Origin of the sequence: Solirubrobacter deserti (assembly GCF_027587175.1) — a bacterium.
GTDB lineage: Bacteria > Actinomycetota > Thermoleophilia > Solirubrobacterales > Solirubrobacteraceae > Solirubrobacter > Solirubrobacter deserti.
In genome coordinates this window covers 96,313-110,437 of record NZ_JAPCID010000011.1, presented here as the reverse complement: position 1 = coordinate 110,437, position 14,125 = coordinate 96,313, and the positions used below count along the sequence as shown (strand labels likewise).

The window sequence follows — 14,125 nt, the reverse complement described above, 5'->3', positions numbered from 1 at the left end:
CTATGACAGCGTGCGCTCCACCTGGCGCGTCTCGTAGACCTCCATCGTGTCGCCCGGCTGCACGTTCTGGTAGCCGGCGAGCACGATGCCGCACTCGAAGCCCTGCAGGACCTCGCGCACGTCGTCGTTGAAGCGGCGCAGCGAGCCGATCTCGCCGTCATGGATGACCGCGCCGTCACGGATGAGGCGCACCTTCGCGCCGCGCGTGACCTTGCCGTCGGTGACCATGCAGCCGGCGATGATGCCGATCTTCGACGCGCGGAACGTCTCGCGCACCTCGATCTCGCCCACCACGTCCTCGACGGTCTCCGGCGCCAGCATGCCCTGCATGGCGTCGCGCAGCTCGTCGATCGCGCGGTAGATGACCGAGTACGTGCGGATCTCGACGCCCTCGCGCTGGGCCAGGAGCGCCGCCTCGCCGACGGGCCGGACGTTGAAGCCGATGATGATCGCCTCCGACGCGGCCGCCAGGTTGACGTCGGACTCCGTGATGCCACCGACGCCGGAGGTCACGATCTGCACCAGGATCTCGTCCTGCGGCAGCTTGGCGATCTCGTCCTCGAACGCCTCCAGCGAGCCGGACACGTCGGCCTTGATGACCACCCCGAGCTCCTTGAGCCCGGCGCCGTGCTGCTCGAACAGCTTGGCCAGCGAGTACTTGATGCCACCGCGACGCGCCTGCGCCTCCTGCTTGAGGCGATGCCCACGCTCGCCGGCGATCTGGCGGGCCTTGCGGTCGTTCTCGACGACGCGCACGAACTCGCCCGCCTCCGGGACGGTGTCGAAGCCGAGGATCTCGACCGGCTCGGCCGGCGTCGCGGTCTTCACGCGCTTGCCCGTGTAGTCGGACATCGCGCGCACGCGGCCCCAGTGGGCGCCCGCCACGATCGCGTCGCCGATCTTGAGCGTGCCGCGCTGCACCAGCACGGTGACGACCGCGCCACGGCCCGGATCGAGCTTGGACTCGATCACGGTGCCCGAGGCTTCCGCGTCCGGGTTGGCGGTGAGCTCCTCGATCTCGGCGGTCAGCAGCAGGCCCTCGAGCAGATCGTCGAGACCCTGGTGCGTCTTGGCCGACACGTCCACGAACATCGTGTCCCCACCCCACTCCTCCGGCTGGAGGCCGAGCTGGGTCATCTCCGTGCGGACGCGGTCGGGCTGCGCGCCCTCCTTGTCGATCTTGTTGACCGCCACGACGATCGGCACGTCGGCCGCCTTCGCGTGATCGACGGCCTCGCGGGTCTGCGGGCGCACGCCGTCGTCGGCGGCGACCACGATCACGGCGATGTCGGTCGCCTCGGCACCGCGGGCACGCATGGCGGTGAACGCCTCGTGGCCCGGGGTGTCCAGGAACGTGATGACCTTGTCGTTCTTGTGAACCTGGTAGGCGCCGATGTGCTGCGTGATGCCGCCGGCCTCGCCCGCGGCCACCTCGGTCTCGCGGATGGCGTCCAGCAGCGACGTCTTGCCGTGGTCGACGTGACCCATGATCGTGATCACCGGCGGGCGCGGCTCGAGGTCCTCGTCCGCGTCCTCGTAGGTCGGGTCGGCGTTCACGTCCTCGGCCGCCGTGACGATCTCGATCTTCTTCTCGAACTCGTCGGCGAGCACCTGGATGGCGTCGTCGGACAGCGTCTGCGTGAGCGTCGCCATCTCGCCGAGACCCATGAGCTTCTTGATCACTTCCGGCACCGCGACACCCAGGTACTCGGCGACGTCCTTGACCGTCGAGCCCGAGTTGATGCGGATGACGTCGGCCTTCAGCTCGCTCTTGTCCTGCGCGACGGGCTCCTCGTAGGTGCCACGCCGGCGCCGGCCACCGCGACGCCGCGGCGGGCGCTGCTGCGGACCGCCGCCGGGGCCGCCACCGGGACCGCCGCCCGGGCCGCCGGGGCCACCCGGACGGCGGGAGGCCTGCGAGTCGATGACGACGCGGCGAACGCCGCCCTGGCCCGGAGCACGCTCGCCCTGGAGGCTGGACCGCGTGGGCCGGCGCTGCTGGCCGTTGTCACGGCCTCCGCCACCACCCTGCCCGTCACGGGCGCCGGGCTTGGGCTTGGGCTTCGCCTTCGGCTTGGGCGGAGCGAGGTTCTCCGCGCGCGGGGCGCGGGCGGTGCCGTGGCCGAAGCCGGCCCGCGCCTGCATCGGCGTGGCAGCGGGCTTCTTGGCCGCGCCGTTGGAGGCGGCGGCCTTCGGCTTGGGCTTCCCCGTGAGCGCAGCGTCGGCGAGCTTCTCGTCCACGGCGGTCGCGGCAGCCTTGACGTCGAGGCCGTAGCCCTGGAGGCGCTTCAGCACCTCAGGCACTGGCATCTGGTACTGCTTGGCTAGCTCGTGGACGCGCTTCTTGGCCATGTTTGGGTTAAGTCTACGGTTTCCTGTGAGAGGTTTACGGGCGCGCGGAACGCGCGGTGAAAGGCGCGACGAGCCGTCGCTGCCTCAAAGCAGTCGCGGTTGGGATGCAGCCAGGCGCCCCGACCGGGCAAGGACGCGCGAGGATCCGGCACCGCGCAACCGTCCACGTTAGCGAAGCGGGCGAGGTGCGCTCGTGGCGCGACCCGCCCGCAGCCAATGCAGCGGCGCTCTGGGCTATGCCCCGACGCGGTCGGTGTCCTTGTTGGAGAGCGCCTGGTGGGCGTCCAGACCGCAGTAGCGCGAGCCCGGAAGCGCGGCGTTCGGGCAGCGGCGACCGTTGCCGAGGATCGCGGCGCAGCGGCCACCGGTCTCCTCCTCCTCGGTCCCGGTGTCCTGCTCCTCGCGCGCGAACTCGGTTTCGCTGCGGATGTCCACGCGCCAGCCGGTCAGGCGGGCGGCGAGGCGAGCGTTCTGGCCCTCGCGGCCGATCGCCAGGCTGAGCTGGTCGTCGGGCACGATGACCGTGGCCTGCTTGTTGGTGTCATCCACCAGCACCTCGCGCACACGCGCGGGGCTGAGGGCCTTCGCCACGAAGCGGGCCGGCTCGTCGTTGTAGGGGATGATGTCGATCTTCTCGCCGCGCAGCTCGGACACGACCATGCGCACGCGCGAGCCGCGCGGGCCCACGCAGGCGCCGACCGGGTCCACGCCGTCGGCGTGCGAGACGACGGCGATCTTGGAGCGGTAGCCGGGCTCGCGCGCGACGCCGGTGATCTCCACCAGGCCGTCGGCGATCTCGGGCACCTCGAGCTCGAACAGCTTCTTGATCAGCTCCGGGTCACGCCGGGAGACGATGATCGACGGGCCGCGGGTGGAGGACGAGACCTCCTTGATCACGGCCTTGATGCGCTGTGAATGGTCGTAGCGCTCGCCGTCGACCTGCTCGGACTTGGGCAGCAGCGCCTCCACGCGCTCGCGCAACTGCACGAGCGTGTAGCGGGAGTCGGACTGCTGGACGATGCCGGTGATCAGCTCGCCCACGCGGTCGCGGTACTCCTCGAACATCATGTCGCGCTCGGCCTCGCGGATGCGCTGCAGGATCACCTGCTTGGCGGTCTGCGCGGCGATCCGGCCGAAGTCGTGCGGCGTGACGTCGCGGATCTCGATCTGGTCCTCGAAGTCGCTCAGGCGCGCGGGATCGATGTCCGGGGCCTCTGGGATGATGACCTCGCCGGTCTCCGGGTCCACGCGGCGCTCGAGCGCGCCCGTCGCCTGCTCTTCGGCCTCGTCGAGCAGCTGGTCCTCGAGGTCCTCGGGCAGCAGGAACTCCTCGACGATGAAGTCGCCGGAGTCGCGGTCCATGCGCACGCGGGCGTAGCGGGCCGCGCCGGGCTGCTTCTTGTACGCGCTGAGCAGCGCGTCCTCGAGCGCGCCCATCAGCTTCTCCTCGGAGATGCCCTTCTCGCGCCCGAGAGTCTTTACGGCTTCGACGATCTCAGCGGACATAGGCCTCAGTCTCCCACGAGATTCGAACGGTGGATGTCGGCGTAGGCGATCGACACGACGCCGGTCGACGCGGCCACGGTGACCGCGAGATCGGTGGCGTTCAACAGCTCGCCGGTGAATGACTTGTGGCCGTCCTTGGCCTCCCGCGTGCGGACCTTCGCCTTGCGGCCGACATAGCGGCGGAAGTGCTCGGGCTTGGTGAGCGGGCGCTGCGCGCCCGGGCTGGAGACCTCCAGCGCGTACTGCTCACGGATCTGCGGGAGCTGGTGCGTGACCCGCTCGCACAGGTCCAGCGTCACGCCCTGCGGGTGGTCGATGAAGAGGCGGACGAGGTCCCCGCGGACCTCGGCGAGCAGCACCTCGACCTCGGGCTCCGCCTCTGCCAGACGGGCCTCGATCTCGGCCTGGATATCGCTCATTTCCACCTCCCTAGTGCAATAAAAAAGCGGGCTCTTCGCCCGCTTCCCAAACGTGGCCTTGCGGCCGCGAAAAGCTTGTGGATTCAGGTTAGCAGCGGGATCCCATTTGAGGTCGGATGATCGGGGTGGGGCGGAGGGGATGTCCCCACTTCAAATTCAGGCGGCCTTGCGCGCGCGGTCGCGGTAGATCGCGTAGTCGCGGCGGCGGGGGTTCATGTTCGCCGCCAGCGTCAGCGGTTTGCGGGCTTCGCGGTGGCGTCCGAGCTGCATCAGGCTGCGGCCGAGGCAGAACAGGGCGTAGTCGTTCGTGGGTGCGCGCTCGACGACGGCCTCGAATTCCACCCGGGCCGGCTCGTAGTTGCCGCTGCGGTAGTACGCCCGGCCGAGCGCCTCGCGGATCGAGGTCTTCTCGGGGTCCAGGTCAGCGGCCTTGGACAGCGGGATCACGGCCTGGTGGAAGTGCCCGTCCTCCAGCAGCGCCATCCCCCGCTGATAGAGGTCATAGACATCGTCCATCCCTCGGATTGTAGGCCCGCGGGCGGCGTGTCCACCCCCTCTAACGCGGGGGCAACGCCCACCAGGCGCGCAGGCGGCCGACCAGGCCTCCCCCGCGTCCGAGCTCGGACCGCAGGCCGCGTCGCTGGGCACGCGTCGGCCGTGCCGGCTCGTCCCGGTAGCGGCTCTCGCGCAGCGCCCGCACGTACCCCGCGGCCGCCGGCGTGTGCTGGGCGAAGCGCAGCTCGAGCGCGTGCAGCGTGGTGCCCGGCGCGGGCTGGCGACGGGTCCGCTTGAGCGCCCGCTCGAGCTCGGACAGCGCGGGCGGCGCGCCGGCGCGCCGGCGACGGACGAGCAGGACGATCCCGCCCGCGAGCGCGAGCAGCAGGAGTGCGCCGGCCGGGTAGTGCCACCACGGACGCGACTCGGCCGCGACCGGGATGCCGCCGCCGCGCTCGGCGAGCGGGTCCGCGGGCGTGATCGGCATCGAGCTGCTCGGCGAGCCGGAGGCGCTGGCCGCGTCTGCGGGCTGGCTGCGGGCGGGGCTCGCGGCCGGCGTGGGGTCGAACGTGACCCAGCCGTAGCCCGGGTAGTAGGCCTCGACCCACGAGTGCGCGTCGAAGTCGCGGACCACGTACTCGCCCGTCTTGGTGTCGGTCGCGCCCGTGCTGAAGCCGGTGACCACGCGCGCGGGGATGCCGGCCATCCGCAGCAGCAGCGCCATCGCACCCGAGTACTGCTGGCAGTAGCCCTGGCGCGCTTCGAACAGGAAGCCCTCGAGCGTGCGCGCCTCGGGCGGCGGCGTCTCGCTGTAGGTGAAGCGGTCCGTGTCGCCCAGGTAGGAGAGGACGCGCTGGACGTACTCCTCCGGCGTCTCGGCGCCGTCGGCGAGCTCGCGCGCGAGCGCGTAGGAGCGCTCGAGCCCGGCGCGGCGGATCAGGCCGGGCGCGTCGCCGAACGTGCCGTTGCGGGTGAAGATCTGCGCCGGGTCGTCGCCGAAGAACGGGAACTGCAGGAAGTCACGCGGCGCGCCGGTGAGGTTCGGGTCGGTGGCGAGGATCGACGCGTACTCGCGCAGGGACTCGTCGTACTCGGTCGTCGCCCGGCGGCGCTGGTTCTCGGTCGGCCGCGGCGTGTAGACGACCGCCGTGTAGGCGTCGCCGCGGCGCAGCGTGCGCGGCGAGCGGTAGAGGCCGTCGAGCGTCGGCAGGTCGTTCAGGCGCGGGATCTGGACGTCACGCGCGACGCCGGCGAGGATGAACTGATCCGTCCGCAGGTTGCGGATCGACACCTTGATCTCCTGCGTGTACCGGCGCACGAGCCGCGGGTCGTCCTCGGGGATGTCCGGCGTCGCGGAGCCCAGGCGGCTGCGCACCCACTTCTCGCCGTCGAAGAAGTCCAGGTTCTCGGCCTTCCAGTACGCGGGCTGGCGCGCGCTGACCCGCAGCAGCTCGCGGCCGTCGCGCGGCCAGTTGAGCCCGTCGTAGTTGTGGGTCCACGTGAACGTCGTCGACTTGGAGGTCGACGTCTCCGCCGCCCACGTCTCGTAGTCGAACCACGGCTGATCGCGGTTGAGCGCGGGCGCCGCCGCGAACGCGACCACCGTCGCCGCCAGCGCGAGCGTGGCCGCCGCGACCGTGTCCGTCCGGCGCAGTGTCTCGAGCCGCAGGAACGCGACCATCAGCAACGTGAAGGCGGCGCCGCGCCAGAACTCGTGCTCCATCACCAGCGCCACCACCGGCACCACGTACAGGGTCATCAGCGCGAGCAGCGCGAGCGCCGGGAAGCCGAGCTTGCTGCGGCGCGGCCAGAACGCCAGCACGGCGGCGAGCGCGACCAGCGCCGAGCCGCCGAGCGGGATCGCCGTGCGCACCCACTCGTCCAGCCCGCGGTACGGCACACGGACGCCCGGGAGATCCTCGACCGCGCGTGAGATCCCGCCGGCCAGCTCGGTCCAGCCCGTCGGCAGGACGAGCTCGTCCGCGACCCGGCCCGCGACCAGCATCAGCGCGGCGATCGGGACGAGCGCGCCCAGGGCGGCGAGCGTGCGTGCACGCGCGGCGCCCAGACGCCCCGCGGCGAGCATCGCGCCCGCGGCGGCGAGCCCCACGAGCACCACCAGCCACGCCCGCCCGGGCTCGGCCGGCTCGAGCAGCTGCATCCAGTGCAAGGCGCCCCACAGCGCCAGTGCCGCGAAGCCGATCAGCCGCGCCGCCGCGCGCGGGACGAGCGGCCGGCCCGCGTCGCCGCGCCGGGGCGGCGCGGGCGTGGTGATCGGCTTGGCCGTGACCGTCCCGTCGTCGCCCCGCGCAGGTGCGACGGTGGTGCTCACGCCGCGCCCTCCAGCGCGGCCACGGCGGCCCCGCCCGAGTGGCGGCCGGCCGGGTAGCCGTAGCAGCCCGCGACCTCGAGGATCGCGCGGCGGCCGCCCATCTGGCCCGGGACGACGATCAGGCAGCCGCCTGGCGTGCGGCCGAGCCCGCGCGGGGCGCGATCGACCGGGCGGGCGGCGACGTACAGCACGAGCCCGCGCCGGTTCTGGGCGGCCGACAGCGACGGGCCGACCTCCTCGCCGAGCAGCGCGAGCCGCACGTGCAGCGCGGGCCAGGCGGCCATGTCGTGCTCGACGACGTTCGCCCGCCGGTCGCCGGGCAGCAGCACCGAGCACCCGGTGCGCTTGGCGAAGTGCACGATCAGCGACGTGGCGGCGCGGACGGCCGCGTCCAGCGCCTCGGGCGACGCGGGCGAGCGCGGGTCCATCACGACCAGCGGGCGCGAGTCGGCCTCGGAGATCAGCTTGCGCTCCATCAGGCCCGCGCCGCGCGCGAACGACTGCCAGTGGATGCGCGAGGCGGGCGAGCCCTCGCGCCACGGGCGCAGACCGTCGATCTCGGTCTCGGCCGCGGCCAGCAGTGAGGCGCGCGCGTGCGCGGGGGTCGCGTCTCCCCCGCCCGCGGTGACGCTGACCGGGAAGATCCGCGGCAGCACCAGCACCTCGTCGGTCGCGGGACCGGTGATCACGCGCTGGGCGAGCCCGAACGGGTCGCGCAGCACCAGCGCGGGCGGCGGCAGCTGACGGCGGCCGCGGCGGCCGAACGTGACCTCGATCCGCACGCGCGCCTGGCGGCGCCCGGCCGGCAGGCGCAGCGGCTCAGGCAGCAGCGGCTCGTCGATCCAGCCGGGCGGCAGCGGCAGCCGGCCGGACTGGGCGAACAGCTTGACCTCCAGCGGCTGCTCCTCGATGACCGAGCGAACGCCGATCTCGCGCGTCAGCCGCGCGCCGATCGACCCTGCGCCGATCCAGGCCAGCGCGCCCGCGCCGAGCAGCAGCAGCGCCGCTCCGGTCACGTACAACGGCTCGGCGTCGAACGTGCCCGCGACGAGCAGCAGCAGGACGCCGAGCCCTGCACAGCTGAGCGCCGAGCGCAACCCCGTACCCCTAGGAGTCCTTCGAGGAATGGGCGGTGCGCCTGATGTGGTGCAGCGGATGGGCCGCAGCAGGTGTGGCGGTATTCATCGATGGCTCCTATAGCGCCGGGACGGCCGTGATCGCGTCCCGGATGATCTCCGAGCGCTGCACGCCGGCCGCCTCGGGGGCGAGCATGATGCGGTGCGAGAGGACGGCGTCGGCGAGCGCCTGCACGTCGTCGGGCAGCGCGTGGTCGCGACCGTGCACCAGCGCGCGCGCCTTGGCGGCGCGCAGCAGCATCAGGCCCGCACGCGGGGAGGCGCCGAGCTCGGTGCGGTCGTCTTCGCGGGTGCGCCGCAGCAGCGCGACGATGTACTCGCGCAGCGCGCGTGAGGCGTGCACGCGATGCGCGGTCTCCACGGCCTCGACGATCTCCGCGCGATCCGCGACCGGCTCGAGGTCCATCACGCGGTCATGGGACTCGTGCCCCATCAGCATCCCGGCCTCCTGGTCGGCGGTCGGGTAGCCCATCGACAGCCGGACCATGAAGCGGTCGACCTGCGCCTCCGGCAGCGGATAGGTGCCCTCGTACTCGACCGGGTTCTGCGTGGCGAACACCAGAAACGGGCGCGCGAGCTCGTGCGACATGCCCTCGACGGTCACCTGGCGCTCCTGCATGCACTCCAGCAGGCCGGACTGCGTCTTCGGCGACGCGCGGTTGACCTCGTCCACCAGCACGACGTTGGCGAAGATCGGGCCGGGCCGGAACTCGAAGCGCGACTCGCGCTGGTTGTAGATCTGGGTGCCGACGATGTCCGCCGGCAGCAGGTCGGCCGTGCACTGCACGCGCGCGAACTGGCAGTCGATCGAGCGCGAGACCGACCGCGCGAGCGCCGTCTTGCCGACGCCCGGGTAGTCCTCGACGAGGATGTGCCCCTCGGAGAGCATCGTCACGATCACATGCTCGAGGACGTCATCATTGACCTGGACCGCCCGACGGATGTTCTGAACGAGCCGGCGCGCCACCGAGACCGCGGCGTCGATCTCCGCCTGCGCCAGGCGCTCAGGGACGGCTTCCTCGAGGGGTTCCATTCAGCGGACCTTTGTGTCGTTTGATGAAGAGTGGTTCAAGACCGCGTCGAGGATGGCGGCCGCGACCGCATCCTTGGACGTCTTGGGGACGTGGTGCTCGCCTTCGGCCGTGACGATCCACACCTCGTTGTCGGCGGCGTCGAACCCGATGCCGGCGCCGCTGACGTCATTGACGACCACGGCGTCGAGATGCTTGCGCTCGAGCTTGCCGCGCCCGTAAGCGAGCGCACCGTCGCCGTGCTCGGCCGCGAAGCCGACGATCGTCTGGCCGGGCCGGCGGCGGTCCGCGAGCGAGGAGAGCACGTCCGTGGTACGTACGAGCCGCAGGTTCAGTTCCTCGCCGGTCTGATCCTTCTTGAGCTTGCCGCCGTGGGCCGCCTCGGGCCGGTAGTCGGCGACGGCGGCGGCCATGATCAGCACGTCGCAGGCGTCGAAACGCGCGGCGCAGGCGTCGGCGAGCTCGGCGGCGGTGACCACGTCGACATATTCGATGCCCGTGGCCCGCGGGAGCGACACGTTCGCGGCCACGACGGTGACGTTGGCGCCCCGGCGCTGCGCCTGCTCGGCCACCGCGAACCCCATCCGGCCCGAGGAGCGGTTGCCGATGAAGCGCACCGCGTCGATCGGCTCGCGCGTCCCGCCCGCGCTCACGAGCACGTTCACGCCGCGCAGCGAGGCGTCGAACGTGGTTTCCACGGCTGCCAGCAGCTCGGGCGGCTCGGGCAGCCGCCCCACGCCGAACTCCCCCGGCGAGCCGAGCGGCCCGACCCCGGGCTCGAGCACCGTCACACCGCGCGCCCGCAACGTGGCGAGGTTCGCCTGCGTCGCGGGATGCTCGTACATCGCGTTGTTCATGGCCGGGGCGACGATCAGCGGACGCCGGCACGCGAGCGCGGCGGCCGTCAGGAGATTGTCCGCCAGCCCGCAAGCGAGCTTGGCCAGCGTCTCGGCGGTCGCGGGCGCGATCAGGTACGCGTCGGCGTGCTCGACCAGCGCGAGGTGCGACAGCGGCGCGTGCTCGGGCAGCGGGTCGCCCGGGAACACGCCGCGCAGCGGGTCCGGCTCCCACTCGGTGATCAGCACCGGCGCGCCGGTGATGCCCGCGAACGACGCGGTCCCCACGAAGCGCGTGGAGGCCTCCGTCTGCACCACGCGCACGCTGTGGCCGGCCTTGGTGGCCAGGCGGGTGAACTCGAGCGCCTTGTAGGCCGCGATGCCGCCGCACACACCGAGAAGGATGCGCGGCATTCAGAGCGCTAGCGGTAGCGGTACGCGACCTTGCCCGTCGCGACTTCCTCGAGCGCGATGGTCAGGTAGTTCTTCGACGCGGTGTCGACCATCGGCGGCGGGAACTCCTCGAACGTGCCCTCACCGAGGTTGTGGTAGTACGAGTTGATCTGCCGCGCGCGCTTGGCGGCGACGATCACGCTCGCGTACGGGGAGTCGACATGCTCGAGAAGGCGGTCTACGCGCGGAGAAATCACACCGCAATTCTAGCCGCAGCGGTGTTCGCTTTGCTCAGCATGCCCGCACAGGCCGCGGATGTGACCCGCGTCGGGCTGCGCGAGGACGTCCACGGGCTGCTGGCGGGACCCGACGGCGGCGCGTACGTGCAGGTCAGTCGCCGCGGCGACACCGACATCGTCCGCGCGCTGCCGGACGGGCGCGTCGTACGCACGCCCGACGTCGGCGATCTCGTCGGCGGCGCCGTGGGCGCCGACGGCAGCGCCTGGTACGGCACGGACCCCTTCCGGGCGCTGCGCGTCGATCCGGCCGGCACGCCGCGCGCGGTGGCGCTCACCCCCACCACCGGCGCGGTGCCCGCGCTGCCGCTGGTGGGCGCGCCCGACGGCTCGATCTGGTCGAGCACGGTCGAGCACGACCAGCTCGCGCGGATCGCCCCGGACGGCACGCTCACGTACGTCCCGAGCAGGCGCGAGGCGTGCTCGGACGACTGGCCCGACGGCTACTGGATGACCCGGACCGCGGACGGCGCGCTGTGGACGGCGGACCGGTGTGGCGGGCTCACGCGCGAAGGCGTGCAATTCCACGTGAACCCGTACCCCGACGGGCTGGTGGCCGACGCGGCCGGCGGCGTCTGGTTCCTGCGCCGCGGCGCCGTTCCAGCCACCGTGGCCCACGCCGCCGCGGACGGGCAGGTCGCCGACACGCGGCTGCCGCGGGCGCTCGGCGCCCCGACCGATCTGGCGTCCGCGCCCGACGGCAGCGCCTTCATCGCGTTCGGCCGCTGCACCATCGCGCGCGTCGGTCTGGACGGCGCGGTCAGGCTGATCGCCGCGCCGATCGCCGCCCGGGAGCTCGCGTTCGACGGCACGGGCGCGATCTGGCTGGCGAACCGCGCGCGGCTGGCGCGCGGGCTCGAGGGCCGCTGTCGCGGCGCCGCGCCGCGCGTCCACGTCCCGCGCAGGGTCTCGTTCGCGTCGCTGCGGCGCGGCATCCCGATCCGCGTCTCCGGGCGCGCGCGGGTGACCGCGGGCACCACGGTGAACGTGCCGAACGCGACCTTCAGCCCGATCCCGACCGAGCGCGTCCTCGCGCGCGCCGGCCGCGTGTTCGCGCGCGTCGCCTACGCCGATCGCCGCCGCATCAAGCGCTCGACGACGATCTTCATGACCGTGGGCGTCACCGACGACGAAGGCAACGAGCGCGGACACGCATTCCGGGTACGAGTGACCCGGTGAGAGCGCTCCTCACGGCCATCGCCTTCTTGGCGCTGGCGGCGCCCGCGCACGCCCAGGACGTCCTCCGCGTCGGTCTGGGCGACGCCATCGGCCACGTGCTGGCCACGCCGGACGGCGGCGCGTGGACCGGCGCCTGGGTGCGCGGCGGGGCGGCCGTGCACCGCGTCGAGCCGGACGGGACCGCGCGCGTCTCGTCGGTGTCCGGGCTCAACGGTATGGCGCTCGGTCCGGACGGGCTGCCCTGGGTGCTGACGGGTGGCACGATCGAGCGCGTCGACGCGGCGGGCACCGTGACGACGGTGAGCGATACGTTCGTCGACGCGCTGGCTACCGGACCGGACGGCCTGGCCTGGTGGCACACGGCCCAGCACGGGCTGCAGCGCAGCACGCCCGACGGCCGGATCACGAGCACGCCGTTCAAGGTCCCGGGCTGCAGGGGGCTGCGCGTGGACGCGCTCGCCCGCGCCTCCGATGGCGCGATGTGGTTCCTCACGAGCCGGTGCGGCATGGTCCGCCTGCCGCTCGGCGGCACGCCGGTCACGATCGCCGACGTGCCCAGTGGGAGGTCCGGGGAGGAGCGGCTGGTGCCCGACGCCGCGGGTGGGATGTGGCTCAGCTCCATCTTCGAGAGTGCCGGCCACATCGACGCGCGCGGCCGCGTTACGAAGCTGCGTGGCGCGGGCCGCACCTATGACGTGGCGCTCGCACCCGACGGCGCGGCGTGGTTCGCCACGGGCCGCTGCCACATCGCGCGCGCGAACGCCGACGGCACGATCACGAAGACGCCGACCGCACTTCCCAGCTGGTCGATCGAGTTCGCCCCGGACGGCGGCCTCTGGCTCGGCAGCAGCGCCCGCCTGCAGCGCACGACGATCGGCGCGCCCGCCCACGGCTGCGACTCCACCGCGCCGGAGATCGAGATCACGCCCAAGCCGGCCAAGCGCGTGAGGCTCGCGGCGCTGCGGCGCCACGGCGGCTTGAAGGTCACGGTCCGCGAGCCGGTCCGGCTCGGGATCCACCTCGCCGACGCGGGCGAGGACCCGTTCTCCAGCCGCGACACGATCGTGCAGCCCGGCACGCTCCGGCTGCCGATCAGCCCGGCGCGACTGCGTCGCCTCGCTCGCTTGAGCCGGCCCGAGCTGGAGCTGTCCTGGGAGCTGCGCGACGCCGAGGGCAACTACGCCGACAGCGGCGCGAGCATGCGCGTGGTGGACTAGGCGCCGCGGACGATCCGCTCGAGCTCGCCGACCGCCTCGTCCAGGCGGTCGTTGTGCACGATGTGCGCGAACTCGTCCTGCGCGGCCAGCTCGGCCTTGGCGACCTCGAGCCGGCGCTCGATCTGGTCCATGTCGTCGGTGCCCCGCCCGACCAGGCGCAGCCGCAGCGTCTCCTCCGACGGCGGGGCGATGAAGATGCGGACGGCGTCCGGCATCGTCTGCGCGATCTGGCGGGCTCCCTGCACCTCGATCTCCAGCACCACGGAGTGCCCCTCGGCGATGCGCTTCTCGAGCTCGGACCGCAGGGTCCCGTAGCGGCGACCGGAGTACTCGGCGTGCTCGACGAAATCACCCTCGATGACGCGCCGATCGAACTCCACGTCGTCCAGGAAGTGATAGTGCACGCCGTGCTCCTCCCCCGGCCGCGGCGAGCGCGTGGTGGCGGACACCGCCAGCTCGAGCTCGGGCATCCGTTCGAGCAGCGTGCGGATCAGCGTTCCCTTCCCGACCCCCGAAGGGCCGGTGATGACAAAGACGGTCCCGGACAACTATCGACGAAGCATGGAGATCAGCTCGGCGCGCTGACGCTCCGAGAGACCGCCGATGGTCTTCGAGGGTGAGATACGGCAGACCTGCAAGACCTTGTTCACCTTTACGCGCCCGTACTTCGGGACCGCGAGCAGCATGTCGAAGACCTTCGCCGTTTCGATGTAGTCGGGAGGCTCCATCAGGAGCAGGTGGATGCTGGCACGCCCAGCCTTGAGGTCGCGCTTCAGGGACGCACGCTTGGTTCGGATCTCATTCGCACGTTGGAGCGCCTCCATGCGCTGGACGAGGGAACGCTCTGGAGCAGCCGTGGTGGGCTTGGCGGGCGTCTTCGTCGCTGGCGGCATGGGCGGCGAGTCTACAGCGCTGGGAGCCGCCGACAAGGGT

General features: G+C 72.3%; 14 protein-coding genes. 2 read left to right on the top strand and 12 right to left on the bottom strand.

Translation table 11 applies throughout. From position 1 onward, the window contains the following. The 10 genes from infB to rpoZ form a co-directional block, all read right to left on the bottom strand. Positions 1-2,352, bottom strand: a complete 2,352-nt coding sequence (gene infB / locus OJ962_RS09750; protein WP_202952950.1) for a translation initiation factor IF-2 — start codon at positions 2,350-2,352, stop codon at positions 1-3. After that, entirely contained in the window at positions 2,325-2,570 is a 246-nt protein-coding gene (locus OJ962_RS34370; protein WP_202953373.1) for a YlxR family protein, read from the bottom strand. The genes infB and OJ962_RS34370 overlap by 28 nt, the downstream gene beginning before the upstream one ends. A 16-nt stretch (positions 2,571-2,586) precedes the next feature. After that, positions 2,587-3,858 (bottom strand): transcription termination factor NusA, encoded by a 1,272-nt coding sequence (gene nusA, locus OJ962_RS09745; RefSeq protein ID WP_238930982.1) that lies wholly within the window; start codon positions 3,856-3,858, stop codon positions 2,587-2,589. A gap of 5 nt (positions 3,859-3,863) precedes the next feature. Next, positions 3,864-4,277: a ribosome maturation factor RimP gene (locus OJ962_RS09740; protein WP_202952951.1), complete on the bottom strand. Its 414-nt coding sequence runs from the start codon at positions 4,275-4,277 to the stop codon at positions 3,864-3,866. Between the two features lie 156 nt (positions 4,278-4,433). Beyond that, complete coding sequence (locus OJ962_RS09735) at positions 4,434-4,793, bottom strand: tetratricopeptide repeat protein (RefSeq protein ID WP_202952952.1); 360 nt, start codon at positions 4,791-4,793, stop codon at positions 4,434-4,436. A 40-nt stretch (positions 4,794-4,833) separates the two neighbouring features. Beyond that, positions 4,834-7,104, bottom strand: a complete 2,271-nt coding sequence (locus OJ962_RS09730; protein WP_202952953.1) for a transglutaminase family protein — start codon at positions 7,102-7,104, stop codon at positions 4,834-4,836. Continuing rightward, entirely contained in the window at positions 7,101-8,201 is a 1,101-nt protein-coding gene (locus tag OJ962_RS09725) for a DUF58 domain-containing protein (protein ID WP_202952954.1), read from the bottom strand. The genes OJ962_RS09730 and OJ962_RS09725 overlap by 4 nt, the downstream gene beginning before the upstream one ends. A gap of 97 nt (positions 8,202-8,298) precedes the next feature. After that, positions 8,299-9,273, bottom strand: coding sequence for an AAA family ATPase (locus OJ962_RS09720; RefSeq protein WP_202952955.1), 975 nt, complete (start codon positions 9,271-9,273; stop codon positions 8,299-8,301). After that, on the bottom strand, positions 9,274-10,521 hold the full coding sequence (gene coaBC / locus OJ962_RS09715) for a bifunctional phosphopantothenoylcysteine decarboxylase/phosphopantothenate--cysteine ligase CoaBC (protein WP_202952956.1): 1,248 nt from the start codon (positions 10,519-10,521) through the stop codon (positions 9,274-9,276). It lies immediately after the preceding gene. Between the two features lie 8 nt (positions 10,522-10,529). Continuing rightward, positions 10,530-10,757 carry a DNA-directed RNA polymerase subunit omega gene (gene rpoZ / locus OJ962_RS09710; protein ID WP_028065114.1) on the bottom strand — a complete coding sequence of 76 codons (228 nt, stop codon included), beginning with the start codon at positions 10,755-10,757 and terminating at the stop codon, positions 10,530-10,532. A 39-nt stretch (positions 10,758-10,796) separates the two neighbouring features. Here rpoZ and OJ962_RS09705 point away from each other — a divergent pair, with 39 nt between their 5' ends. After that, entirely contained in the window at positions 10,797-11,975 is a 1,179-nt protein-coding gene (locus tag OJ962_RS09705) for an NHL repeat-containing protein (RefSeq protein WP_270006309.1), read from the top strand. Then, a complete protein-coding gene (locus OJ962_RS09700) occupies positions 11,972-13,192 on the top strand; it encodes a virginiamycin B lyase family protein (RefSeq protein ID WP_202952958.1) in 1,221 nt (406 codons plus the stop codon). The genes OJ962_RS09705 and OJ962_RS09700 overlap by 4 nt, the downstream gene beginning before the upstream one ends. On the opposite strand, the gene gmk is transcribed toward OJ962_RS09700, so the two are convergent. Both gmk and mihF read right to left on the bottom strand, forming a co-directional pair. Further along, the gene (gene gmk / locus OJ962_RS09695) at positions 13,189-13,740 is read right to left on the bottom strand and encodes a guanylate kinase (protein ID WP_202952959.1); all 552 of its coding nucleotides are present in this window, start codon (positions 13,738-13,740) and stop codon (positions 13,189-13,191) included. The two genes, OJ962_RS09700 and gmk, sit on opposite strands and share 4 nt — an antisense overlap. Beyond that, complete coding sequence (mihF, locus tag OJ962_RS09690; RefSeq protein WP_202952960.1) at positions 13,741-14,085, bottom strand: integration host factor, actinobacterial type; 345 nt, start codon at positions 14,083-14,085, stop codon at positions 13,741-13,743. Between the last annotated feature and the right edge of the window lie 40 nt (positions 14,086-14,125).

What these genes read in the sequence shown, in the direction of transcription:
- infB (WP_202952950.1), bottom strand. Translation starts at nt 2,352, where the DNA reads ATGGCCAAGAAGCGCGTCCACGAGCTAGCCAAGCAGTACCAGATGCCA.
- nusA (WP_238930982.1), bottom strand. Translation starts at nt 3,858, where the DNA reads ATGTCCGCTGAGATCGTCGAAGCCGTAAAGACTCTCGGGCGCGAGAAG.
- OJ962_RS09740 (WP_202952951.1), bottom strand. Translation starts at nt 4,277, where the DNA reads ATGAGCGATATCCAGGCCGAGATCGAGGCCCGTCTGGCAGAGGCGGAG.
- OJ962_RS09735 (WP_202952952.1), bottom strand. Translation starts at nt 4,793, where the DNA reads ATGGACGATGTCTATGACCTCTATCAGCGGGGGATGGCGCTGCTGGAG.
- OJ962_RS09720 (WP_202952955.1), bottom strand. Translation starts at nt 9,273, where the DNA reads ATGGAACCCCTCGAGGAAGCCGTCCCTGAGCGCCTGGCGCAGGCGGAG.
- coaBC (WP_202952956.1), bottom strand. Translation starts at nt 10,521, where the DNA reads ATGCCGCGCATCCTTCTCGGTGTGTGCGGCGGCATCGCGGCCTACAAG.
- OJ962_RS09705 (WP_270006309.1), top strand. Translation starts at nt 10,797, where the DNA reads ATGCCCGCACAGGCCGCGGATGTGACCCGCGTCGGGCTGCGCGAGGAC.
- mihF (WP_202952960.1), bottom strand. Translation starts at nt 14,085, where the DNA reads ATGCCGCCAGCGACGAAGACGCCCGCCAAGCCCACCACGGCTGCTCCA.